Origin of the sequence: Bosea sp. 685, assembly GCF_031884435.1 — a bacterium.
Classification (GTDB): domain Bacteria; phylum Pseudomonadota; class Alphaproteobacteria; order Rhizobiales; family Beijerinckiaceae; genus Allobosea.
In genome coordinates, this window is the sequence record NZ_CP134778.1 from 121,932 (window position 1) to 144,625 (window position 22,694).

The following is a 22,694-nucleotide window of genomic DNA, read 5'->3' on the forward strand; positions in this document are numbered from 1 at the left end:
CCATGGGCGCAAGGAAGACGATCGAGTTGCCGGATATCGGCGACTACAAGGACGTTCCCGTCGTGGAGATTCTGGTTTCCCTGGGCGACGCCGTCGGCGCCGACCAGCCAATCATGACGCTGGAATCCGACAAGGCAACGCTGGAGGTCCCGGCCCCGTTCGCCGGCAGGATCGTCGAGCTCCTGGTCGAGGTCGGGTCGAAGGTCTCCACGGGCCTCGCGGTGGCCATCATGGAAGTCGAAGAGGCGCAAGCGCCACCCGCACCGACGGCGCCTTCTGCCGCGCCGGTGCCTGCTCCGGCGCCTCCAGCGGCTGCGGCGCCTCCCGAGCCTGCCAAGGCCGCTATTGTAGGTGCACGCCCTGATGAGGTGCACGGGCAGAGCCGGGCGGCACACGCCACGCCTTCCGTGCGAGGCTATGCGCGCGAGCTCGGCGTCGACCTCTCGCGGGTCTCAGCGAGCGGACCGAAGGGGCGGATCCTGCGGGAGGACATCCAGGGCTTCGTCAAAAACCGCCTCAGCGCGCCGGAGAGCGCGAGCGCTCAGACATCCTCGGGGCTCTCATTGCCGGCGATGCCTGCGATCGACTTCTCCAAATATGGGGAGATCGAGCGCGAGCCGCTATCGCGCATTCAACAGATCTCGGGAGCCAACCTGCATCGCAATTGGCTGACGATCCCGCATGTCACGAATTTCGACAACGCCGACGTCACCGATCTGGAGGCGTTCCGTCTCGCCATCAACGCCGAAAAGCGGAACCCGCCCGTGAAGCTCACGATGGTTGCGTTCCTCCTGAAGGCGTCGGCGCTCGCCCTTGCGGCGTTCCCCCGCTTCAACAGCTCGCTCGATGGGGCGCACCTCGTCAAAAAGAAATACGTGCATGTCGGCTTTGCCGTGGATACCCCAAAGGGGTTGATGGTCCCGGTCATCCGTGACTGCGACAGGAAGGGGCTGCTCCAGATCGCCGACGAGATGGCGACGCTCTCGGAGAAGGCCCGCCAAGGAAAGCTGGCGCCTTCCGACATGGAAGGTGGGTCGTTTTCCGTCTCGTCCCTGGGCGGCATCGGAGGAGCCGGCTTCACCCCGATCATCAATGCGCCCGAGGTCGCGATCCTCGGAGCCGCCCGATCGCAGATGCAGGCGGTCTGGAATGGCTCGGCCTTCGAGCCCCGGCTCATCACGCCCATCAGCCTGTCATGGGATCACCGGGTCGTCGATGGCGTGGCTGCCGCGCGCTTCCTCGGCCATGTGGCCGGGTTGCTGGGCGATTTCCGCCGCGCGCTGCTCTGAGGATGACGATGGCTACGACAGTGCTTGTCCCCGACCTGGGCGACTACAAGGACGTTTTGGTGGCGGAGTTCCTGGCGAAGCCGGGCGATGCGGTCGCGGTCGACCAGCCGTTGGTGGCCATCGAAAGCGACAAGGCGACCATCGAGGTCCCGTCCCCGGTCGCGGGTCGGCTGCTTTCGTTCGCCGTCAAGGTCGGTGATCGCGTCAGCACGTCGTCGACCCTCGCTATGATCGAGGAACGCGCGAGCGAGGACCAGCAACGGAATGCGGCGGCGCCAGCGAAGCCACAGGCTGCGCCGACCGTCAAAGATGAGACCGTCGAGCGCCTCGACCTCGTGGTGATCGGTGGCGGTCCGGGCGGTTACTCGGCTGCGTTTCGGGCCGCGGACCTGGGCCTCCGGGTCACGTTGATCGAGCAGTACGACACCCTCGGCGGCGTTTGCCTGAACGTCGGCTGCATTCCCTCGAAGGCCTTGCTGCATGTCGCGGCGGTCGTAGAGGAGGCAGGCCGGATGGCCTCCCATGGGATCACGTTCGCCGAGCCGCAGATCGACCTCGAAAAGCTGAGGGGCTCGAAAGGACAAACAGTCCGGCGGCTGACCGATGGCCTCGCCCAGATGGCGCGGATGCGCAAGGTCGATGTCGTCGTCGGGAAGGCCAGTTTCGTCGATCCGAACACTCTGAATGTCGAAGGCGCGGACGGAAGTCGGCGGCAAATCGGCTTCGCCAATTGCATTGTTGCCGCGGGGTCGTCGCCGATCCACTTGCCCTTCCTGCCGGAAGATTCCCGCATCGTGGATTCGACGGGAGCCCTTGAGCTTCCGTTCATTCCGAAGAGGATGCTCGTCATAGGCGGCGGGATCATCGGGCTAGAGATGGCGACGGTGTATAGCTCGTTGGGGGCCCGCATCGACATTGTGGAGCAGCTCGACGGGCTGTTGGCCGGCGCAGATCGGGATCTCGTCGCGGTCTGGCAGAAGCGGAATGCCCACCGTTTCGATCACCTCATGCTGTCGACGCGCCTGGAGTCGGTGGCGGCGACCGATGAAGGACTTGTGGCCGTTTTTGCCGGGAGCGATCACCCGCCACGGACATACGATCTCATCCTGCAGGCTCCCGGCCGCCGACCGAACACCGCCGCCCTGAATTTGGCCGCCGCCGGCATCGCGTGCGAAAATGGGTTCATCTGCATCGACAAGCAGATGCGCACTTCAGTCCCTTATATCTACGCGGTCGGGGACATCGCCGACCAGCCCATGCTGGCTCACAAAGCGGTCCACCAGGGGCATGTGGCGGCCGAAGTCGTCGCCGGCGAGAAGGCGGCCCTCGATGCCATGGTCGTTCCGTCGGTCGCGTATCTGGACCCGGAGATCGCCTGGGTCGGCGCAACCGAAGAAAGCGCCAAGGCATCCGGCCTGTCCATCGAGGTCGGTCGCTTCCCCTGGGCTGCTTCCGGCCGGGCGATCGCCAACGGAGCGGACTACGGCATGACCAAGCTGCTCTTTTCCAAGGAAACCGGGCGGATCGTCGGCGGGGGAATCGTCGGCGTGGGCGCAGGCGACCTGATCGGCGAGGTCTGCCTAGCCATCGAAATGGGCGCCGATGCCCATGATATCGGCAAGACGATCCATCCGCACCCGACCTTTGTCGAGACGGTCGGCATGGCCGCCGAGGCCATGTTGGGGACGTGCACGGATCTCCCGCCGAAGTCACCCAAGAAGTAATTTGGAATGCGAGCCTGCCTTGGGCCCTGAACGTATCCATTTGAAGAAGGAAATTCGTCATGAGTCGGCAAGCAATTTCGGCCCCGGATGCCACGGCCGTCGGCCCCTATTCGCATGGCATCAGGGCGCGCGGGGACGTCGTATTCCTGTCGGGGCAGACGCCTTTGGACAGTGCTACGGGGAAGCTTGTCGTCGGAGACATCAAAGACCAGGTGCGTCAGTGCCTCGGCAACCTCGGTGCCGTCCTGGCCGCGGCGAACCTGACTTTTGACGACGTCGTCAAATGCAATGTCTTCCTCGTCGATATGGCCGATTTCCCAGCCCTGAACGAGGTCTATGCGAGCCATTTTCGCGAGCCGTTCCCAGCGCGGACGACCATTGGCGTGGCGTCGCTACCCCTCGGAGCCAGGGTTGAAATCGAAATGGTCGCCATCGCGCACGGGGTCTAGAGATACGATCGCGAGCGGCGGAAGGCACCCGAGAGGAGCGCATCGGGCATCGGCAATGCCGCGTCTGGCATTGCCATTTCATCCAAGCCGCCATGTCGGGTTAGAGGCGTCCGGGAGCTCCGCCCGTCGCAAACACTATGCCCGCCAAAAGCTCGGTGCGGTTCCTGTAGATCTCAGTCGCATGCGCCCATGCGTATTCCAACAAAATGGCCGGCCTCCGCTAGGAGCCGGCCAAAGTTGGAAACATCGGCGCTCGCCAAGGTTTCTCTGGGGAACAATCAAAGCTGGCGTGAATATCAAGCATTGAAGAGTTATTCGAAAGACTTGGAATCGAGGATATTCCGACTTAGATCGATTCGCAATGAACAAAAACTCACTTCGGCCATGCGTTTTGCTCATGAAGAATGGGCTACCTAGATTGAAAGTTAAATTTATCTGGTGCGTTACAGTGTTTATGGGCGCCATTCGAAAAACGACTGACTATTATTTGAACTATGCGTTTGCGTCCCCGTTCGGGCGCCCCAAGCTGGCATGACAACAAACGAGGTTCCTGCATGCGCGCCCAAGTTCTGAAAGCCTACGGCGGACCGGAGATGCTGCAGCTGGCAGATGTCGAACGTCCGGCTGCCCGGTCCGGAGAGGTCCTCATCCGCATTCGTGCCACCTCGATCAATCCCGTCGACATCAAGATCCGAGAGGGTCTCCCCATCGGTCCCGAGCTTCCGGCGATCCTTGGCGCGGACCTGGCCGGAACCGTCGAGGCGGTCGGGACCGGGGTCGACGATTTCAATGTCGGCGACGAAGTCTACGGCTGTGCAGGTGGGGTGAAGGGCGTCGGTGGTACGCTCGCGGAGTACATTGCTGCCGACGCGCGGTTGATCGCGCCGAAACCGCGTGCCTTGACGTTCCGGGAAGCCGCTGCTCTCCCGTTGGTCTCCATCACCGCCTGGGAGGCCATTGAGCGCATCGCCCCAAAGAAGGGGGAGGCAATACTCGTTCAAGGAGGCGTTGGAGGCGTGGGCCACATCGCCGTTCAACTGGCCGCCATTGCCGGTGCGGTGGTGTCCGCGAGCGTCGGCACCGATCGCGACTTCGAGAAGGCCCGGTCATTCGGGGCCGCGAACGTCATTGACTACAAGAACGATCCGGTGGCGTCCTTCGTACAGCGCATCACCGGTGGTCGCGGGTTTGATGCAATCGTAGACACTGCAGGCGGCCAGAATCTCGTCAAGTCGTTCGAGGCGGCTGCGGTGGGCGGACGCATCGCCACGACCAATTCCAGAGCCTCGGTCGATCTTGGACAGATGCACGGAAAGGCTCTGTCGCTGCACCTCGTCTTCATGCTGCTGCCCATGCTCTCGGGCGAGGGGCGCGACAAGCACGGCCGTATTCTTCGCGAGATAGCGGCTCTGGCGGATCGTGGGCTCCTGCGTCCGCACGTCGATCCCGAACGGTTCACGTTGGAGACGGCAGCGGATGCGCATCGGCACGTTTCGAGTGGCAAGTCGAAAGGCAAGGTGGTGATCGAGGTCGATTGAAAGGTCGGCTGAAGCTTCGCCGTCGGGTTCGAATTTGGAAGCAGTGCATCGAGCAATGCAAAGTGGAGGAAACGAATGAAACGACAGCTCGCAGCAGCCCTGATCGCGTCCATCGTCCTCGGCCCCGCCATCCCAGGCTGGGCACAGGTGCCGCAGGCGGTGCCCGGCAACTCGATAGATCTGCCTCACGCCTGGCCGAGAAGCGGTGCTGAAAAGATCCTTGAGAACGACCGCGGAGCGATGTGGAACATCGACTTCGCCGAAGGTGTCGGTGCCCATTGGCACAAGCATCAATTCGAGTTCGTCGGCGTGGAACTGACCACCTCGGCGTTCACTGTGACCAACCCCGATGGCATGACCCACACCGTAGCCAGCCCAAGGGGAAAAATGTGGATTCTGCCCAAGGGGCTAACCCACATGGAGAAGGGATTGACCACACCGGGACGCAACATCCTGATCGTCGATCTCAAGGATGGGCCGTCGCCCGGCTATGAGAACAAGTCGGGCGAACCGTCAGGTTACGCTGGAACTCAAGCCAAGCTGGTGAACGATACCGCACGCTTGCTACAGTGGGACGTCTCACTGTCACCGAGCGTGCCGGAGAAGGCGACCTTCCATTCCCGGGACATCTTCATTTGCGTGCTCGACGGCGGGCGCTTGAAGGTTTCGGAGCCGGGCAAGCCGCCGGAACTGCTCGAATTGAAGCCCGGTGTCGGCGCGTTCCTCAAGGGTGGCGTCGTTCGCAGTCTGGAAGCGGTGGAAGCGACGTCCCGATTGATGCTCGTCGAGCTCAAGTAGCAAAAGGCGGCGGGCCTTCCCCCATGGGAAAGCCGCCGCGATTTTGTTTGCACCGCCATTGACGCCGAACAACGCGGCAGGCTCGCGACACGCTTCAGCCTATCCTTCACGTTGGCCTTCACACCTCCCCGGCGCCCACGGACTTTTAATCGGCGCGCGACATCCGTGATGCCTGGAAGACGACCGGTCGCCCTCGACTGGCAAGACCAGCCTTTATAGCAATTCGAGTAGCATCAATCGCACCGCGCCATTGGCGGATCGGAGCGAAATGCTCTTTCCCCGTTCCAAGAACAGTACATCGCCGACATCGACGTCGAGGACGTTGTCCTGCCCATGATCTAGGACGATCCGTCCCGGCGTGACGGCAACGACGAACGTATCGTTCGGCCAGTGGGGCGAATTGACATCTGAGGATGGATTGATGGTGACGTCGTACTGTTTGTAAAAGACGTCCTCTCCCACCAGCTTGTAATCAACATTCGAAATCTTGTTCGTCTCGAAGACGCCGCGGCCATCGCCGACCGGACTGGCGTCCTTTATATCAACGATCACGATATGCCTTCCGATCGTCGAGATCCCCTTCTCCATATGAGTGAGACCCTTGGGAAGCATCCACATCCTTCCCGGGAAAGAGACTTTTATTTCGGACCCACCATCGGGGTTTATGATCTCGTATGCCGCGGAAGCCAGATCAACGCCCGCATAATGATACAGATGCTTGTGGAAATTCGAGTAAAGCCCCTGGGTGAACTTAATGTCCCAAGCCGCACCGCGATCATTTTCAAGGATCAGGTTGGCACCAGGTCTCGGCCAGGCGTGAGGAAGCGATACCATGTTGGCCTCGACGTCACGTTCAACTGTGGCTCCACTCGACATGGTCTTCGACCTCACTCTTCCAGATGATGTATGAATTATGGACCGATTTCGCGTCCCTCCAAAGGGCCGACGGTCCGGTTCGGGCACATTCCTCAAGGGCGGCGTGTCAGCTTTCGACGACGCTCTCATTCAATTCGGCTTTGCCAGGAAATAGCGCGGAGTACCCCGGCAAGCTCTCGATCCGCTTGAGCCAGCTCAATACATTGGGCTTGTCATCGAGCTCGATACCGCCCATTCGCGCCATGCGAGTGTAGGGGTAAAGGGCAATGTCCGCGATGCTTGGCTGACTCCCGGTCGCCAACCAATTCCCTTCCTCGACCTGGCCCAACCGCTCATCCAGAACAGCCAGGGCCCGGTTGGCCTTGCGCTCCCACTCTTCCACATCGCCACGCTCGACTTTCCAGTCAGGGTGGAGCGCGCGATGCAGCCTTAGTTGAGCCAAGGGGTGCATGTGCGCGGATTGCTCGAACGACATCCATGATAAAACATCCGCCTGCTCACTCGGATCTTTGGGCCACCAGTCCGTCCCTTGGGCCAGGAAAAACAGGATCGCCGCGGACTCTGCGATCGTCCGGCCATCCGCCATTTCGATGACGGGGACCTGACGGAAGCGAGCAATCGCTCGAAATTCGGGGGTTTCCAGGTCCCCCTTGTCGATCGACAGCGTCCTTCGTTCGAGCGGCTGTCCTATGAAACTGGCGAGAAGGCGGACCTTCCACGCGTTTCCCGAGCGCTGCGTGTCATAGAGGCGCACGGGCCCTGGCTTCGGCATTTGGATGGCCTCGCTTGGGTGAAGGCTCGCCGCACCGGGGCGGGCTGCCTGGAAGGAGGTGAAGGGTTTGTCCTGCTCCAGGGCCCTTCAAGCCTTTCCGAGAGATCGCATCTTCGAGGCGACGACCGCCTCTTCGAGAAACTCCAGCCGATCTTGACCCCAGAAGATGTCGCCCTCGAACAGGTAGAACGGCGACCCGAATACCCCCTTCGCGATCGCGTCGTCGGAGTACCGTCCAAATTCCTCCTGGACCGATGGCGAGCCCGCTTCTTCGAGCAGACGGGGCGCGTTCTTCAACGACCGGTTCGCGAGGGTCAGTAGGACGTCGGGTGAGGCAACGTCGAGCTCCTCCACCCATGCGGCCTTCAAGATGTCATGAGAGATCTGCTCGACGGATTGTCCGGCGCGTTTAGCCGCGATGATGAGCCCAGAGGCCAGGTCCTCGTTGGTAGTGCCGTATTTCGGGGGCTCATTGATGGGCATGCCCAACTTGACCTGCCAGCGGCGCAGTTCGGCGAGGCGATAGTCCTGCCGCTGCTTGGATCTTTGGCTCAGAAGGATGCCACCCGTCCTGGCGTAGACGTAAGGCATCTTGATCGGAAAATAATTGATGGTCACCCCGTGCCGCTCGCCGATCGAGGCCAGGCGGGGGCCGCCGAAGTAGGCCCAGTCCGAGAGGACCCAGAAATAATAATCGATGCTTGGTTGGGCCATGGTCATCCCCGATAAAGACGTTGAGACATCATTCATATGCTGCGTCGTGACGAATCTTTTCTGCAGGCAGGGTCTCGCCGGCGAGCGCATCGTTCGCACCCGCCGGAGAGCGAGGCCTCTCAGTGCAGGATCTGGCTGAGGAAGAGCTTGGTGCGCTCGTGTTGCGGGTTCTTGAAGAACTCGTTGGGCTCGTTCATCTCGACGATCTGGCCGGCGTCCATGAAGATGACGCGGTCGGCGACCTGGCGGGCAAAGCCCATCTCGTGGGTGACGCAGAGCATGGTCATGCCCTCGTCGGCGAGCGAGACCATGGTGTCGAGCACCTCCTTGACCATTTCCGGGTCGAGCGCCGAGGTCGGCTCGTCGAACAGCATGATCTTGGGGCTCATGCAAAGCGAGCGCGCGATGGCGACGCGCTGCTGCTGGCCGCCGGAGAGCTGGCCCGGATATTTGTTGGCCTGCTCCGGAATCTTGACGCGCGTCAGATAGTGCATCGCGATCTCCTCGGCATCCCTCCGGGGCGTCTTGCGGACCCAGATCGGAGCGAGCGTCAGGTTCTCGAGAATCGTCAGATGCGGGAACAGGTTGAAGTGCTGGAACACCATGCCGACGTCGCGGCGGATCTCGTCGATCTTCTTCAGATCGTTCGTGAGTTGGGTGCCGTCGACGATGATCGAGCCCTTCTGGTGCTCCTCCAGGCGATTGATGCAGCGGATCATCGTCGATTTGCCGGAGCCCGAGGGCCCGCAAACGACCAGCTTTTCGCCACGCTCCACCTTCAAGTCGATGTCGCGCAGCACATGAAATTCGCCGAACCATTTGTTCACGCCGACCATCTCGACCGCCGTCGACGTCGTCAGTGCGGTCGGCTTCGGTGCGCCGAAGGATTTGTCCTGCAGAGTCTTCAAAGGCTCGGTCCCCCGACTTGCGGTTCACATGAAGCCTCCCCGAAAGGGGCGCTAGGCAACACGTTGTCCAACACATCACCGAGTCGGGATTTAGTCAACCAAATTGGAAAGAAGGACGTTGTCGTACCTGCGCTCGCGCGCCAAAGGGGAGGGCGTGCCTCGCAGGCTGCCTCGCTCGAACGCCGCAGAATGCCGCCTATTTCTCGCGAGTGATCGCGATCAGAGCGCTGCCCCCGCCATCCGGAGCGCGAACCTGATGCGCGAGGTGCCCGGGAAACTGGAGGAAGTCGCCCGCCCCGAGCAGGACCGAGCGATCGGAGAACTGGATCTCGATCTTTCCGGTCACGACGAAGATGATCTCGGTTCCGCCATGGTCGACCCGGCCGTCCATGCCGAAATCGCGCCCGGGGAAGAGCAAGAAGGCCTCGACACCACCGGCAGCCTGGCTCAGCGGTTCGAAGTACGCCTCGGCGTTTCTATCCTCGGGGACCGGCCGCTCATGAGCCCTGACGATGTGGATCATCGACTCGTCGGTGGCCTCTCCGAAAAGGGCTGATACGGAGACGGCAAATGCCTGGGAGAGCTTCAACGCCGTCGCGATCGACGGCGTTTTCTCTCCTCTTTCGACCCGCGAGAGGTACCCTTTGTTGAGCCCAGTCATCCCGGCGAGATGATCGAGCGTCATTTTGCGAGAGCGCCTCATGGCGGCCATGTGAAGGCCGAAAGAGCGAGCCGCATCGTTGTTGTTCGACGGCGACACGTCCCTGATCGATTTGACCCTCGGCAATGCTGGCTCCAGTTCAACTGCGTAGGCGCGGCCTATCAGTATGTCGCCGCGGTGGCTAGAGGCACGCTTCTTGGACCCGCCACCTAAGACTCGGACGAGAGGTCGAGTGTTGCGGGGGCTGAAAAACTCTGATAGCGATCGGGCAACAAGTTGTCCGAAGGTACATGGGGCGGGAATGATAGCGCAAGTCTGGTCCGGGGAACTTCTGCATATCCACATCGCTCCTGCCGCCTCCTACGAGATGGAGGAGCTGCCCCAAGCGAACCTGATCGCGGGGAAGGGGATCGAAGGCGATCGATATTATCTCGGAACCGGAACGTATTCGGCAAGGCCTGCCGTACGTGAGGTGACTCTGATCGAGGCCGAGGTGCTCGAGCATCTGGAGATAGGAGAGCCGCAGGTTCCAGGGATAAAGCTGAGCCTGTCCCCGGCGGAGCATCGCCGTAACCTCACGACCAGGGGCGTGCCCCTCAACCACCTCGTCGGCAAACGTTTTCGAGTTGGCGATGTGGTCCTCCGGGGAGCCAGGCTGAACTTCCCCTGCAAGTACATCGAAGAGCTCCTTGGCATCCCGAGATTGTTCGAGTCGCTGCTCAATCGGTCAGGTCTCAATTGCGCGATCGAGGTCGGGGGCGTCATTCGCCCCGGTGATCGCATCGTTCCTTTGGAGGATTAAGGCGATGGCCGCACCACGTCTCATCATGAAGATGAAGGTAGCAGCCCTTCGTCCCGAACCCGGCGAAGTGAACGTCGTCGAATTCCGCCACCCGCGGCGGCCCGTGCTGCCCGCTTTCGAGCCTGGCTCGCACGTCGACATACACCTTCCAGACGGCAAGGTGCGCCAGTACTCGTTGATGAACGACCCGGCGGATCTATCGAAGTACGTGATTGGGGTGAAACGCGAGGACGGCGGACGGGGCGGCTCGACCTGGCTGCATGCCAACTTGAACGTGGGCGACGAGGTCGCCGTCTCGACACCGCGCAATCACTTCAAGCTAAATGACGAAGCGCGGTCGCATCTGCTTTTGGCGGGTGGCATCGGGATCACGCCGATGATCTCCATGGCGCGGGCGTTGAAGGCGCAAGGGCAAGCATTCGTCCTGCATTTCTTTGCGAGGAGCCGCGCTGTCGCCCCGCTGCTGTCGGATCTCGAAACGGAGATCGCCGCCGGCTCGCTCGCACTTCATTTCGACGACGATCCGACATCCACCGTGAATCTGGCGGACCTGCTGAGGGACCAGCCGGATGGGATGCACCTCTACTATTGCGGACCACCGGGTTTCATGGCCTGGACGAGGGCCAACTCCGCTCATTGGAACAGCGATACGGTCCACTTCGAGGCCTTCCAGCCCGATCTGGACCCCGATTTCGTCCCTGCCCCATTCATCATGCAATTGCGTTCGAGCGGACGCGAGTTGGAGGTTCCTGCCGACGTATCCGCGCTCACCGTGCTTCGCGCCGCGGGTGTTCCGCTCCTTTCGTCTTGTGAGAATGGAGTGTGCGGCAGTTGCGAGTGTGGGTTTGTCGCCGGGGAACCTATCCACCGCGACGCGGTGCTGACGCCCGGCGCCAAAAGCGACCGATTCATACCCTGCGTGTCCAGGGCCAAAGGGCGTCTCGTCCTGGATCTTTGAACGCTGCCGTTATCCCTCTGCCCCGTTGGAGCTTTGATATGTCGCATTCCAAAAATACCGCCCCGGGCTCCAACGAACGCGTGGACGGCTTTGCGACACGGGCGATCCATTTCGGTTACGACCCATCGCTGTACGGCGGCGCGGTTGCTCCGCCCGTATTCTTCACTTCGACGTACGGCTTCGAGAGCATGGAGGAAATGGACGCGGCGGCTTCCCAAGGCGGTAAGTTGTATGCGCGCGAGCACAATCCTACGACTGAGATCCTCGAAGCCCGTTTGGCAAATCTGGAGGGTGCCGAAGCGGCGCTTGCGGTCGCCACCGGCATGGCAGCCGCTGGAACCCTGATGCTCGGCCTGCTGTCACAAGGCGACGAGATCATCGTCCACCGGACGCTGTACTCGAACACCGTGGCACTGACGCGCGACGGCATACCGCGTTTCGGTATAAAAGTGATTCCCGTCGACTTGTCCGAACCCGCGAACTTGGATGCGGCGCTGACGGCGAAGACGAAGCTGGTGTATTTCGAAACGCCAGTTAACCCAACCTCCGAGATCCTCGACATCGCCGCCATCTCCGCACGGGCCGCGAAGGTTGGCGCGAAGGTGGTCGTGGACAGCACGTTCGCTTCGCCGGCGCTTCAGCGACCGCTGGAGCACGGGGCTCATATCGTCCTCCATTCACTTACCAAGTACATCAACGGTCACGGCGACGTCCTGGGTGGTGTGCTGCTGGGCGATCGGGACACGATCGCCCATCTCCACAGCCACGGTCTCCGGTACCTGACCGGCGCGACGCTGTCGCCCATGACCGCAGGCCTCATCATGCGCGGCTTGAAGACATTGCCCCTTCGCATGGAGCGCCACAGCCGCACGGCTTTGACGATTGCGCAAAGGCTGGCCGATCACCGCGCCGTCGCCTGGGTCCGCTATCCCTTCCTGGAAGGCTCGCCGGGCTACGAGATTGCCAAGAGGCAGATGAGCGGCGGCTCCGGCATGCTGTCATTCGGCCTCAGGAACGGCTTCGATGGCGCCCGACGGGTGCTGGATCGCCTCCAGCTCGCCAGCCGGGGCGTGAGCCTCGGCGATGTCGAGACCCTCGTCACGCATCCGGCGAGCATCCTGCGCGCCCGGCAGACGGTCAGGCCCGAGGCAAAACCCGTCGAAGGCGTCGGCGACGACCTCATTCGGTTCTCCGTGGGTCTCGAGGATGAGGCGGACATCTGGAACGATCTCGCACAAGCCCTCGAGAATGCGTGAACGGGGTAGGCCGGGCGGCGCTCGACACGATGTCCAGTCGATCAACCAGCCAACAGATCAATCCCTGACCGGGGCAATAAACTTCGCGTGAAACTCGATGCCGTCTCGATCGGCGTCCCATCAAAAAGCAATCAGGCGACATCGGAAAGTCGCCAAAGGGAGGATACGACATGAAGCGTCATCATAGCATCTGGGGAGCCTCGTCCTTGGTTTTGGGCGTGTTTGCCGCCGGCTTCGCGACCGCGGGGCCCACGGTGGACAAGATCAAGGCTAGGGGAGCGATAATTTGCGGCGTCTCGCAAGGCATCGCCGGCTTCTCCATTCCCGACAGCTCGGGGAAATGGTCCGGCATGGACGTCGATCTCTGTCGCGGACTGGCCGCGGCCGTCTTCGACGATCCGAACAAGGTCCAGTACTCGCCCCTCTCGGCAAAGGATCGGTTCACCGCCTTGCAGTCGAGCGCCGTGGACCTCCTGGCCCGCAACACGACGTGGACCATGCAGCGCGAGGCCTCCTTGGGAATGAACTTCGCCGTCGTCAATTTCTATGACGGCAACAGCTTCATGACCAAGAAGTCGTTGAACGTGAAGAACGCCAAGGACCTCGGTGGCGCGTCGATCTGCGTGACCGCGGGGACGACGATGGAGCTCAACGTCGCGGATTTCTTCCGCGCCAACCAGATGAAGTTCGAGCCCGTCGTGTTCGTCACCGCGGACGAGACCGCGAAGGCCTACGAGACCGGCCGATGCGACGTCCTCATTGCAGACTCGTCCGCCAATTACTCGCGTCGGGCGCAGCTTCAGAAGCCGGACGACCACATCGTGTTGCCCGAATTGATTTCGAAGGAACCGCTGGGCCCGGCCGTTCGTCAAGGCGACGACCAATGGCTGAACATCGTGAAGTGGACCCACTACGCGATGATCAACGCCGAGGAACTCGGGGTTACGAAAGCCAACGTCGTCGAGATGCGCTCGTCCACCAATCCGGAAATTCGCCGGCTTCTGGGGCTCGAGGGGAATCTCGGTGAAGGTCTGGGGCTCTCCAAGGACTGGGCGGACCGTATCGTCCGAGCTGTCGGCAACTACGGGGAGGTCTACGACAGGAACGTCGGGCAGGGATCGGTCATCAAGATCGAGCGGACCACGAACGCCCTATGGACCAAGGGCGGCCTGCAATACGCGCCCCCGGTGAGATGATCGGTCTCGCCCCGAGCGCCTGAAGGCATTCCGCGGCCTCGAAAACGTGCCGGCAGGGCGACGTCCTGCCGACACGTTTTCCCCATCAAAGTCGAGACTCATGACCCGTGACGCTCCCGGACGCCGGCGCGAGACGAGCCGTACCGCTCTGGTCAACGACCCGAAAGTACGGCGTTTCGTCCTGCAGACCCTTTTGATCGTCGTGCTGTCGTTCGCCGCTTACAGCGCGGTCAAGAACGTCGCGGCGAACTTGGCCAACCAACGAATTTCAAGCGGCTTCGGCTTCTTGGACCAAACGGCAGGTTTCGGGATTTCCCAAGCACTGATCCCATGGTCCGAGACGATGACCTATGGCAGGGCGTATCTCGTCGGCCTCGTGAACACAATGCTGGTGTCGGCCGTGGCGATCCTAATGTCGACGATCCTCGGCTTCGCCGTGGGCATAGCTCGGCTGGCACCGAATTTCATCATATCGCAACTCGCGAGATGGTACGTCGAGCTCGTCAGAAACCTGCCGCTCCTTTTCCAGATTTTGTTCTGGTACCTGGCGATCCTGTCGGCGATGCCGCCGCCCCGGTCGGCCCTGAACCTCCTGGGCTCGGTTTTCCTGAGCCAACGCGGACTCACCCTGCCGCAACCGGTGATCCAGCCCGGAGCCGCGTTGTTGGGCTTGGCTGCGCTCGCCGTTCTCGTAGGTGGCGTCCTGATCGTTCGATGGTCAAGGATCAGGCGCGAACGCACCGGGTTCGGCATGCCCAGGATCGTATCGCTCGGTCTTACCGCGGCGGCGGTCGCATTGCTGGGCGTCGTCTACGTTTTCGCCGGGGCTCCCCTGCAACTCGACGCGCCTCAGCAAGGCCGTTTCAACCTGTCGGGCGGCGTCACGATGATGCCCGAGTTCGCCGCCTTCGCGATCGCCCTGACGCTCTACAGCGCCGCGAACATCGGCGAGATCGTGCGGGCCGGCATCCAGGGTGTCGGCAAGGGCCAGACGGAAGCCGGGCGCTCGCTCGGGTTACGCGCGGGATCCATCCTGCGGTTGGTCACGATACCCCAGGCCATGCGCATCATAATTCCGATGATGACGAGCATGTACTTGAACATCGTCAAGAACTCGTCGTTGGGCGTGAGTATCGGATACCCGGAGTTGGTCTCAGTCGGCGGGACAATCCTCAACAATACAGGACAGGCGATCGAGGTGATCGCGATGTGGATGGCGACATATCTCACGATTTCGATCGCGACCTCGCTTTTCATGAATTGGTACAACGCGCGCATCGCGCTCGTCTCGAGGTAGGCAGCCATGACGATCACGTTCGTGCGGGGTGAACCGCTGCCTTCAATGCCGGCTCCGAACATGGACGTCGGACCGTTGCGGTGGCTGCGGCGAGAAGTTTTTTCCAGTCCGATGCAGGCCGTCGCGACGGCGGCAGGGGCGTATGTCGCCTATCTGTTGATCAGCTCGTTCATCGATTTCACGGTGATCAGAGCCGTCTGGCAGGGTAACGATCGGGCGGCCTGCAGCAACCTGCCCTACGAGGTCGGGGCGTGTTGGCCGTTCATCTGGGCCAAACTAGGGCAATTGACCTACGGGTTCTATCCTGTGGACGAACGCTGGCGCATCAACCTGGTCTTTGTAGTCTCCTTGGCGCTCCTGATACCACTGTCGATGCCACGGGCACCGTACAAGCTGCACAATGGCATCGCGTTCTTGGGCGTGTTTCCGATTTTCGCGTTCATACTCCTTTACGGGGGATCGATCGTAACGCCCTGGATGAGCGTCGCCTCGGTCGTCTTCGCCGCGGCGTCGGCGATCGCGCTCGCCCTCCATCTGATGCAGCTGAACGAGCAGGCGAACCTTCAGCCCCTGCGGTACGGGGCGGTGGCGATCGCCCTCGTCCTTGGTTTCGCGATCGCAAAGGTGGCGGGGGTGCCGTGGCTCGTCCCCTCAATCGAACTGGCGCTGCTATTCGCGTCTGGCGCCGCATTCGTCGAGGCATATCTAGACGGGCGAGCGGCCCGGAAGAGGTGGGCGTCTTATGGCGTGCTGACGGCGGCAATCGCGTGGACGTTCGCCGCCGCGGTCGGTTCGGCGGCCTTCGAGGAGCCGTCGCTCCCGGTCGTACCCACGTCTCAGTGGGGCGGATTGTTCGTCACATTGGTCGTCGCCACGACCGGGATCGTGGCCTCCCTGCCCATCGGCATCGTTCTCGCCCTGGCTCGCCGCTCGAACGCGGCCGTCCTGCGGTTCACCTCCATCGCTTTTATTGAGATCGTGCGCGGCGTCCCGCTGATCACCGTTCTGTTCTTCGCCACTTACATGCTGCCTCTATTCTTGGAGCATTCGCCGGACGCCATGGTCAGGGTCCTGGTTGGAATATCCCTATTTTCGGGGGCCTACATGGCGGAGACCGTACGGGGAGGGCTCCAGGCAATCGGGAGCGGACAGCACGAGGCGGCTGCGGCGCTGGGTCTGAACTATGGCCAGTCCACCGGTCTCATCGTGTTGCCGCAAGCGTTGCGGCTGGTCATCCCGGGGATCGTCAACTCGTTCATCGGTTTGCTCAAGGACACCACCCTCGTCTCCATCGTCGCCATCTTCGATCTGCTCGGCGGGCTGCGTGCCGCATTCGCAGATCCGAACTGGACGGCTCCGTCGACGCTCTACACGGGGTTTGCGTACGCAGGGATAATTTATTTCGCGCTCTGCTTCCTCATTTCCACCTACTCGGCTCGCCTGGAGAAGCGGTTGCAAGTCGGCCATCGGAATTGACGCGTGGCCTTCGCTAGGACAGCTCGCACACGTGACTGAGGACAGTGATCCTCGCGCGGACCTAGGTTGGCTGTTCCACGATACGATAGGGAACTGCTCGCCGAACATCGGGGTCTATGGCGATGGCGCTACCGGCAGGCGGAAATGCCCGCTGGGGGCAGTCCGTTCGCTCGCATAGTCTGCAGCTGATGCCGATGCGCGCGATGGAGTGGGCATTGAGCGTGTCGAGTCCATCGGCGTAGACGACCTGTCCCCCATCGGCGAGCTCGCACCCGAGCCCGATGGCATAGCGGCGACGCGTCGAACTGTGACCTATGCCGGCCTTGGTGATGGCCTGCGCGAGGGAAAGGTACCTGACTCCGTCGGGCATCTCCACGATCTGCACATGCAAGCGGTCGGGGGCCTCAAAGGCTTCGTGGACATTCCACAAGGGGCAGGCTCCGCCGTACCGCGCGAAGCGCAGCCGCGTCGCGCTATGGCGCTTGGTGATGTTGCCGGCCCGGTCGATCCGTAGAAAATAGAACGGGATACCCTGGGCTCCAGGGCGCTGGAGCGTCGAAAGCCGATGGGCGACCTGCTCAAGGCTCGCTCCGAAAATATGCATCAGGATTCCGAGGTCGTGGCGATGTGACCGAGCGGCGTCCAGGAACTGCCGGTATGGCAAGACCACGGCCCCGGCAAAGTAGTTGGCCAAGGCGACCGAGCACACGGAGTTGGCGTCAGCGCTCCGAAAATTTGCCTGCCGTAGAATATCCCGCGCCAAGTCGCCCGCCTGGAACAAGGCCAATTGGTGCGCCAGCGCGAAGGTTTGGGTGGAGGTGTCCGCGCAGCCGTCGATATGCAGCGTTCGGGAACTCCTGTCGAACCTCCTTATGGGTCGATCCGCGCCGATTGAACGATCGATTTTGACGGTGAGACGGTGGCGCATCTCAAGTCTTTCGATCAATGCGCCGGGCAACCCGGCGGCGTCCGCCCTCAGCTCCTCGCGGGTCAGCTCGGCGCCTCTATCAAGCGTATCGACATAGTTGCCGATGCCATGGAAGAAGTCGCGGACCTCCTCGTATGGAAAGACCACCCCGCCCGGTGTCTGAAACGCCTCCGAATGAGAGAGCGTCTGATCCAAGGCTTGATACTTGTCATCGAGCGCCCGATGGGCCGCCTGCAGGCGGATGATGGCTTTGGCGAGATTAGGGGTGTGCTGGATCGCTGCTTCCAGCTCGTGTGACGCCTGAACCCCATGACCGAGCGCTGGATCGGCAAGCGCGTCCCTCAGATCGACGAGCAGCCTATCCTCGGCATTGTCAGAGAACTGCGCGATGTCGACGCGGAAAACACGGGCCAGTTCAACTAGGACTGACGCGCTGAGCGGCCGCTGGGATCGCTCGATCTGGTTGAGATAGCTCGGCGAGATCTGGAGTTTTGTCGCCAGGAAAACCTGTGCCCATCCAGCCTCCTCGCGCAGGCGACGGACCGCTGGGCCTGCAAACACTTTTCGTTTCGATCTTGCGATTGTGGAAATTTGCATCTTCGCAACTACGCACTTTTTTGCCCGACATGCAAAGCGGCCGAAGGCTAATGGGGGGAAGTCAGGGCGCGGCGGCGGGATGGCCATGAAAGAGATACTCGACCAGCTCGAAGATCGTCGCGAGGGTGCGCGCCAAGGTGGCGGAACCCGCCGCGTCGAAGCCCAGCACAAGCGCGGCAAGCTGACGGCGCGGGAGCGCATAGAGCTCCTGCTCGACCGCGACTCCTTCGAGGAGTTCGACATGTTCGTGCAGCATCGCTGCGTCGATTTCGGCATGGAGAAGGGCGAGAAGATTCCCGGCGACGGCGTCGTCACCGGCTGGGGCACGGTCAATGGCCGCACCGTCTTCGTCTTCTCCAAGGATTTCACCGTCTTCGGCGGCTCGCTCTCCGAGACCCACGCCCAGAAAATCACCAAGATCCAGGACATGGCGCTGAAGATGCGCGCGCCCATCGTCGGCCTGTTCGATGCCGGCGGCGCCCGCATCCAGGAGGGCGTGGCGGCGCTGGGCGGCTATGGCGAGGTCTTCAAGCGCAATGTCGCGGCCTCGGGCGTCATCCCCCAGATCTCCGTGATCATGGGCCCTTGCGCTGGCGGCGACGTCTATTCGCCGGCGATGACGGACTTCATCTTCATGGTCCGCGATACCAGCTACATGTTCGTCACCGGCCCCGAGGTGGTGAAGACCGTCACCAACGAGACCGTGACCTCCGAGGAGCTCGGCGGCGCGAAGGTCCACACCACGAAATCCTCGGTCGCCGACGGCTCCTTCGAGAACGATGTCGAGGCGCTGCTGCAGGTGCGCCGGCTGATCGACTTCCTGCCTGCCAACAACACCGCCGGCGTGCCGGAATGGCCCTCCTTCGACGTGCCGGACCGTGTCGATATGAGCTTGGACACGCTGGTGCCGGACAATCCCAACAAGCCCTACGACATCAAGGAACTGATCCTGAAGACGCTCGACGAGGGCGATTTCTTCGAGATCCAGGCCGCTTATGCCGGCAACATCGTCACCGGCTTCGGCCGCATCGAGGGCCGCACCGTCGGCGTCGTCGCCAACCAGCCCATGGTGCTGGCCGGTGTGCTCGATTCCGACGCCTCAAGGAAGGCCGCGCGCTTCGTGCGCTATTGCGACGCGTTCGAAATCCCGATCGTGACGCTGGTCGACGTGCCGGGCTTCCTGCCGGGCACGGCGCAGGAATATGGCGGGCTGATCAAGCATGGCGCAAAGCTGCTCTACGCCTATAGCGAATGCACCGTGCCGCTGGTCACGGTGATCACCCGCAAGGCCTTCGGCGGCGCCTATGACGTGATGGCGTCAAAGCATATCGGCGCCGACGTCAACTATGCCTGGCCGACCGCGCAGATCGCGGTGATGGGCGCCAAGGGCGCGGTCGAGATCATCTTCCGTGGCGGCGACGCGGAAACCATCGCCCGCCAGACCAAGGAATACGAGGACCGCTTCATGTCGCCCTTCGTGGCGGCCGAGCGCGGCTATATCGACGAGGTCATCCTGCCGCATGGAACGCGCCGCCGTATCGCCCGCGCGCTCGCCATGCTGCGCACCAAGAGCGTCGAGCGGCCCTGGCGCAAGCACGACAACATTCCGCTGTGAAAAAGCGCATGGCCGAAACGGCTTCGAGCGCCGACGACGAGCGCTTCGCCTTGCTCGCGAAGCTGCTGTGGAGCGCTAGTGACCACGAGGCCGCGCCACAGCAATCCGCCATGCTGATCGATGAGATCTCCCAACTTCTTTGGGCCGTCAGCAACCTTCATCAGCCCTACGATCCCTCAAGGCAGTGACAGCCATGTTCACGAAGATCCTGATCGCGAACCGTGGCGAGATCGCCTGCCGCGTCATCAAGACGGCCCGCCGCATGGGAATCGCGACGGTTGCCGTCTATTCGGATGCCGATCGCGACGCGCTGCATGTCGAGATGGCCGATGAAGCCGTGCATATCGGGCCGCCCGCCGCCGCCCAGTCCTATCTGGTGATCGAGAAGATCATCGAGGCCTGCAAGGCGACGGGCGCCGAGGCCGTGCATCCCGGCTACGGCTTCCTGTCCGAGCGCGAGGCCTTCGCCCAGGCGCTGAAGGACAACGGCATCGTCTTCATCGGGCCTAATCCCGGTGCCATTGCCGCGATGGGCGACAAGATCGAATCGAAGAAGGCGGCGGCCGCGGCCAACGTCTCGACCGTGCCGGGCCATCTCGGCATTATCGAGAGCCCCGAGCATGCCGTCACGATCGCCGACGAGATCGGCTATCCCGTGATGATCAAGGCCTCGGCCGGCGGCGGCGGCAAGGGCATGCGCATCGCCCATTCGGCGGACGAGGTGGCGGAAGGCTTCGCGCGCGCCAAGTCGGAAGCGGCCTCATCCTTCGGCGACGACCGCGTCTTCGTCGAGAAGTTCATCGTCGATCCCCGCCATATCGAGATCCAGGTGCTCGGCGACAAGCATGGCAACGTGATCTATCTCGGCGAGCGCGAGTGTTCGATCCAGCGCCGCAACCAGAAGGTCGTCGAGGAGGCGCCGTCGCCGCTGCTCGACGAGGCGACACGCAAGCTGATGGGCGAGCAGGCGGTCGCGCTCGCCAAGGCCGTGAACTACGACAGCGCCGGAACGGTCGAGTTCGTCGCGGGCCAGGACAAGTCCTTCTACTTCCTCGAGATGAACACGCGGCTGCAGGTCGAGCATCCGGTCACCGAGATGATCACCGGGGTCGATCTCGTCGAGGAGATGATCCGCGTCGCCTATGGCGAAAAGCTGCGGCTGACGCAGGCCGATGTGAAGCTGAACGGCTGGGCCGTCGAATCGCGGGTCTACGCCGAGGATCCGACGCGCGGCTTCCTGCCCTCGACCGGGCGGCTCGTGACCTATCGGCCGCCGGCTGAAGGGCCCGATGGCGAGGCGACCGTGCGCAACGACAACGGCGTGTTCGAAGGCGGCGAGATCTCGATCTATTACGACCCGATGATCGCCAAGCTGGTGACGCATGCGCCGACGCGCGCGGCCGCGATCGAGGCGCAGGGGCGCGCGCTCGATGCTTTTGCGATCGACGGCATCCGCCACAACATCCCCTTCGTCTCGGCGCTGATGCATCATCCGCGCTGGATTGCGGGCGATCTCTCGACCGGCTTCATCGACGAGGAGTTTCCGGAAGGCTTTGCCCTGCCGCAGCCCAAGGGCGAGATCGCGCTGCGGATGGCTGCGATCGCGATCGCCTGCGACCACCGGATGAACCAGCGCAAGCGCCATGTCTCGGCGCAGATGCAGGGCTGGCGCAAGGTCGCCTTCGATCGCACGCGCATCGTCGTGCTCGGCGGCGAACGCTTCGAGGGCGAGGTCACGGAGCAGGTCGGGGCGATCGTGATCGCCTTCGGGGCGCGCAGCCTCAGCGTCGCAAGCGACTGGACGCCGGGCGAGCCGGTCTGGCGCGGCACGCTCGACGGTGTCGCTGTCGCGGCGCAGGTGCGCTCGATCCTGAACGGCTTTTCGCTCGGCCATGCCGGTGCCTATGCGAACGCCCATGTCCACACCCCGCGCGAGGCCGAGCTTGCCGCACTGATGCCCGAGAAGGTCGCGGCCGACACCGGCAAGTTCCTGCTCTGTCCGATGCCCGGCGTGGTCAAGGCGATCTCGGTTTCGGTCGGGCAGGAGGTCAAGGCCGGGGAGGCGCTCTGCATGGTCGAGGCCATGAAGATGGAAAACGTGCTGCGCGCCGAGAAGGACGCCGCCATCGCCAAGATCCTGGCGAAGGAGGGCGATTCGCTCGCCGTCGACGCAGTCATCATGGAATTCGCCTGATCCCCTTTCACGCCTCGGATCAACATCAACTGCCGGTAACCGGAGAGGATGGTCGCATGACCCAAGAAGCTTCGTCCCACTATTCCGAGGCGACCGTCGCCCCAGCGAGCGCTAGCGTCCTGCGGGCGGTCGCGATCGCGTTCGCCGGCTCCTTGCTGTTGGCCCTGGCCTCGCGGATCGCTGTGCCGATGTTCCCCGTACCGATGACGCTCCAGACCTATGCCGTCCTCCTGTTGGGAGCGATGCTGGGATGGCGACGCGCTGGCTTGTCCGTGGCGTTCTATTTGGTCGAGGCCGCGATGGGTTTCCCGGTGTTGGCCAACGGTGCGTCCGGGGCGTTGCGCCTCATCGGCCCGACGGGAGGATACTTGCTCGCGTTCCCGGTCGCCGCAATGGCGGTGGGCTTGGCGATGTGCGGAAGCCTGCCCCAAAATCGGTTGCGGACCTTCGCCCTCATGATGGCGGGCCATGCTGCCATCCTCGCGGCTGGTTCGGCATGGCTCGCGACGACCCTCGGTTGGGAAACGGCGATCGCGGTTGGCGTGACGCCGTTCCTGCTGGGCTCGGTCGTCAAGAGCGCGCTGGTGGTGGTGACCGTCGAGGCCCTCGGAGGCGCCCGTCGGCACCTGTCCGCGTAGTCCGGCTT

At 62.6% G+C, this 22,694-nt stretch carries 21 protein-coding genes and 1 pseudogene; 15 read left to right on the forward strand and 7 right to left on the reverse strand.

Going from position 1 to position 22,694, the window contains the following annotated elements:
• The first annotated feature begins 2 nt into the window (after positions 1 to 2).
• The 5 genes from aceF (at position 3) to RMR04_RS00635 (ending at position 5,798) form a co-directional block, all read left to right on the forward strand.
• Entirely contained in the window at positions 3 to 1,289 is a 1,287-nt protein-coding gene (gene aceF / locus RMR04_RS00615; RefSeq protein ID WP_311909287.1) for a dihydrolipoyllysine-residue acetyltransferase, read from the forward strand.
• An 8-nt stretch (positions 1,290 to 1,297) separates the two neighbouring features.
• Positions 1,298 to 3,013: a dihydrolipoyl dehydrogenase gene (gene lpdA, locus RMR04_RS00620; RefSeq protein WP_311909288.1), complete on the forward strand. Its 1,716-nt coding sequence runs from the start codon at positions 1,298 to 1,300 to the stop codon at positions 3,011 to 3,013.
• A gap of 59 nt (positions 3,014 to 3,072) precedes the next feature.
• Positions 3,073 to 3,462: a RidA family protein gene (locus RMR04_RS00625; RefSeq protein WP_311909289.1), complete on the forward strand. Its 390-nt coding sequence runs from the start codon at positions 3,073 to 3,075 to the stop codon at positions 3,460 to 3,462.
• A gap of 554 nt (positions 3,463 to 4,016) precedes the next feature.
• Entirely contained in the window at positions 4,017 to 5,000 is a 984-nt protein-coding gene (locus RMR04_RS00630) for a zinc-dependent alcohol dehydrogenase family protein (RefSeq protein WP_311909290.1), read from the forward strand.
• Positions 5,001 to 5,075: 75 nt separating this feature from the next.
• On the forward strand, positions 5,076 to 5,798 hold the full coding sequence (locus RMR04_RS00635; protein ID WP_311909291.1) for a cupin domain-containing protein: 723 nt from the start codon (positions 5,076 to 5,078) through the stop codon (positions 5,796 to 5,798).
• 213 nt (positions 5,799 to 6,011) lie between these two features.
• On the opposite strand, the gene RMR04_RS00640 is transcribed toward RMR04_RS00635, so the two are convergent.
• From RMR04_RS00640 to RMR04_RS32050, 6 genes and pseudogenes are all read right to left on the reverse strand, one after another.
• Entirely contained in the window at positions 6,012 to 6,674 is a 663-nt protein-coding gene (locus tag RMR04_RS00640; RefSeq protein WP_311909292.1) for a hypothetical protein, read from the reverse strand.
• A 106-nt stretch (positions 6,675 to 6,780) separates the two neighbouring features.
• Positions 6,781 to 7,428: a glutathione S-transferase family protein gene (locus RMR04_RS00645; RefSeq protein WP_311909293.1), complete on the reverse strand. Its 648-nt coding sequence runs from the start codon at positions 7,426 to 7,428 to the stop codon at positions 6,781 to 6,783.
• A gap of 105 nt (positions 7,429 to 7,533) precedes the next feature.
• The gene (locus RMR04_RS00650) at positions 7,534 to 8,160 is read right to left on the reverse strand and encodes a 2-hydroxychromene-2-carboxylate isomerase (RefSeq protein ID WP_311909294.1); all 627 of its coding nucleotides are present in this window, start codon (positions 8,158 to 8,160) and stop codon (positions 7,534 to 7,536) included.
• Positions 8,161 to 8,279: 119 nt separating this feature from the next.
• On the reverse strand, positions 8,280 to 8,996 hold the full coding sequence (locus RMR04_RS00655; protein ID WP_311909467.1) for an amino acid ABC transporter ATP-binding protein: 717 nt from the start codon (positions 8,994 to 8,996) through the stop codon (positions 8,280 to 8,282).
• A gap of 268 nt (positions 8,997 to 9,264) precedes the next feature.
• Positions 9,265 to 9,396: a hypothetical protein gene (locus tag RMR04_RS32045; protein ID WP_410492129.1), complete on the reverse strand. Its 132-nt coding sequence runs from the start codon at positions 9,394 to 9,396 to the stop codon at positions 9,265 to 9,267.
• A gap of 285 nt (positions 9,397 to 9,681) precedes the next feature.
• Positions 9,682 to 10,074 (reverse strand): annotated as a pseudogene (locus tag RMR04_RS32050) (helix-turn-helix domain-containing protein); the annotation flags it as partial.
• On the opposite strand from RMR04_RS32050, the gene RMR04_RS00665 reads away from it, so the two are divergent.
• From RMR04_RS00665 to RMR04_RS00690, 6 genes are all read left to right on the forward strand, one after another.
• Complete coding sequence (locus RMR04_RS00665) at positions 10,031 to 10,531, forward strand: MOSC domain-containing protein (protein ID WP_311909296.1); 501 nt, start codon at positions 10,031 to 10,033, stop codon at positions 10,529 to 10,531. The pseudogene RMR04_RS32050 and the gene RMR04_RS00665 overlap by 44 nt on opposite strands.
• A gap of 4 nt (positions 10,532 to 10,535) precedes the next feature.
• Positions 10,536 to 11,489, forward strand: a complete 954-nt coding sequence (locus tag RMR04_RS00670; RefSeq protein WP_311909297.1) for a PDR/VanB family oxidoreductase — start codon at positions 10,536 to 10,538, stop codon at positions 11,487 to 11,489.
• Between the two features lie 38 nt (positions 11,490 to 11,527).
• Positions 11,528 to 12,745, forward strand: a complete 1,218-nt coding sequence (locus tag RMR04_RS00675) for a trans-sulfuration enzyme family protein (RefSeq protein ID WP_311909298.1) — start codon at positions 11,528 to 11,530, stop codon at positions 12,743 to 12,745.
• A gap of 170 nt (positions 12,746 to 12,915) precedes the next feature.
• A complete protein-coding gene (locus RMR04_RS00680) occupies positions 12,916 to 13,941 on the forward strand; it encodes an amino acid ABC transporter substrate-binding protein (protein ID WP_311909299.1) in 1,026 nt (341 codons plus the stop codon).
• A 100-nt stretch (positions 13,942 to 14,041) separates the two neighbouring features.
• Complete coding sequence (locus RMR04_RS00685; RefSeq protein ID WP_311909300.1) at positions 14,042 to 15,238, forward strand: amino acid ABC transporter permease; 1,197 nt, start codon at positions 14,042 to 14,044, stop codon at positions 15,236 to 15,238.
• Between the two features lie 6 nt (positions 15,239 to 15,244).
• Positions 15,245 to 16,714: an amino acid ABC transporter permease gene (locus RMR04_RS00690; protein WP_311909301.1), complete on the forward strand. Its 1,470-nt coding sequence runs from the start codon at positions 15,245 to 15,247 to the stop codon at positions 16,712 to 16,714.
• A 61-nt stretch (positions 16,715 to 16,775) separates the two neighbouring features.
• On the opposite strand, the gene RMR04_RS00695 is transcribed toward RMR04_RS00690, so the two are convergent.
• Positions 16,776 to 18,326, reverse strand: a complete 1,551-nt coding sequence (locus RMR04_RS00695) for a helix-turn-helix domain-containing protein (RefSeq protein WP_311909302.1) — start codon at positions 18,324 to 18,326, stop codon at positions 16,776 to 16,778.
• Here RMR04_RS00695 and RMR04_RS00700 point away from each other — a divergent pair.
• From RMR04_RS00700 to RMR04_RS00715, 4 genes are read left to right on the forward strand one after another with little or no spacing between them, the layout of a single operon-like run.
• Entirely contained in the window at positions 18,325 to 19,854 is a 1,530-nt protein-coding gene (locus RMR04_RS00700) for an acyl-CoA carboxylase subunit beta (protein ID WP_311909303.1), read from the forward strand. The two genes, RMR04_RS00695 and RMR04_RS00700, sit on opposite strands and share 2 nt — an antisense overlap.
• An 8-nt stretch (positions 19,855 to 19,862) precedes the next feature.
• A complete protein-coding gene (locus RMR04_RS00705) occupies positions 19,863 to 20,042 on the forward strand; it encodes a hypothetical protein (RefSeq protein WP_311909304.1) in 180 nt (59 codons plus the stop codon).
• Between the two features lie 5 nt (positions 20,043 to 20,047).
• Positions 20,048 to 22,048 carry an acetyl-CoA carboxylase biotin carboxylase subunit gene (locus RMR04_RS00710; protein ID WP_311909305.1) on the forward strand — a complete coding sequence of 667 codons (2,001 nt, stop codon included), beginning with the start codon at positions 20,048 to 20,050 and terminating at the stop codon, positions 22,046 to 22,048.
• Between the two features lie 56 nt (positions 22,049 to 22,104).
• Complete coding sequence (locus tag RMR04_RS00715; RefSeq protein WP_311909306.1) at positions 22,105 to 22,686, forward strand: biotin transporter BioY; 582 nt, start codon at positions 22,105 to 22,107, stop codon at positions 22,684 to 22,686.
• The last annotated feature ends 8 nt before the right edge of the window (positions 22,687 to 22,694 follow it).

Bases quoted from the DNA above. Each gene is read 5' to 3' on its own strand.
- aceF (WP_311909287.1), top strand. From the start codon at position 3: ATGGGCGCAAGGAAGACGATCGAGTTGCCGGATATCGGCGACTACAAG.
- lpdA (WP_311909288.1), top strand. From the start codon at position 1,298: ATGGCTACGACAGTGCTTGTCCCCGACCTGGGCGACTACAAGGACGTT.
- RMR04_RS00625 (WP_311909289.1), top strand. From the start codon at position 3,073: ATGAGTCGGCAAGCAATTTCGGCCCCGGATGCCACGGCCGTCGGCCCC.
- RMR04_RS00630 (WP_311909290.1), top strand. From the start codon at position 4,017: ATGCGCGCCCAAGTTCTGAAAGCCTACGGCGGACCGGAGATGCTGCAG.
- RMR04_RS00635 (WP_311909291.1), top strand. From the start codon at position 5,076: ATGAAACGACAGCTCGCAGCAGCCCTGATCGCGTCCATCGTCCTCGGC.
- RMR04_RS00640 (WP_311909292.1), bottom strand. From the start codon at position 6,674: ATGTCGAGTGGAGCCACAGTTGAACGTGACGTCGAGGCCAACATGGTA.
- RMR04_RS00650 (WP_311909294.1), bottom strand. From the start codon at position 8,160: ATGGCCCAACCAAGCATCGATTATTATTTCTGGGTCCTCTCGGACTGG.
- RMR04_RS00655 (WP_311909467.1), bottom strand. From the start codon at position 8,996: ATGGTCGGCGTGAACAAATGGTTCGGCGAATTTCATGTGCTGCGCGAC.
- RMR04_RS00665 (WP_311909296.1), top strand. From the start codon at position 10,031: ATGATAGCGCAAGTCTGGTCCGGGGAACTTCTGCATATCCACATCGCT.
- RMR04_RS00670 (WP_311909297.1), top strand. From the start codon at position 10,536: ATGGCCGCACCACGTCTCATCATGAAGATGAAGGTAGCAGCCCTTCGT.
- RMR04_RS00675 (WP_311909298.1), top strand. From the start codon at position 11,528: ATGTCGCATTCCAAAAATACCGCCCCGGGCTCCAACGAACGCGTGGAC.
- RMR04_RS00680 (WP_311909299.1), top strand. From the start codon at position 12,916: ATGAAGCGTCATCATAGCATCTGGGGAGCCTCGTCCTTGGTTTTGGGC.
- RMR04_RS00685 (WP_311909300.1), top strand. From the start codon at position 14,042: ATGACCCGTGACGCTCCCGGACGCCGGCGCGAGACGAGCCGTACCGCT.
- RMR04_RS00690 (WP_311909301.1), top strand. From the start codon at position 15,245: ATGACGATCACGTTCGTGCGGGGTGAACCGCTGCCTTCAATGCCGGCT.
- RMR04_RS00700 (WP_311909303.1), top strand. From the start codon at position 18,325: ATGAAAGAGATACTCGACCAGCTCGAAGATCGTCGCGAGGGTGCGCGC.
- RMR04_RS00695 (WP_311909302.1), bottom strand. From the start codon at position 18,326: ATGGCCATCCCGCCGCCGCGCCCTGACTTCCCCCCATTAGCCTTCGGC.
- RMR04_RS00705 (WP_311909304.1), top strand. From the start codon at position 19,863: ATGGCCGAAACGGCTTCGAGCGCCGACGACGAGCGCTTCGCCTTGCTC.
- RMR04_RS00710 (WP_311909305.1), top strand. From the start codon at position 20,048: ATGTTCACGAAGATCCTGATCGCGAACCGTGGCGAGATCGCCTGCCGC.
- RMR04_RS00715 (WP_311909306.1), top strand. From the start codon at position 22,105: ATGACCCAAGAAGCTTCGTCCCACTATTCCGAGGCGACCGTCGCCCCA.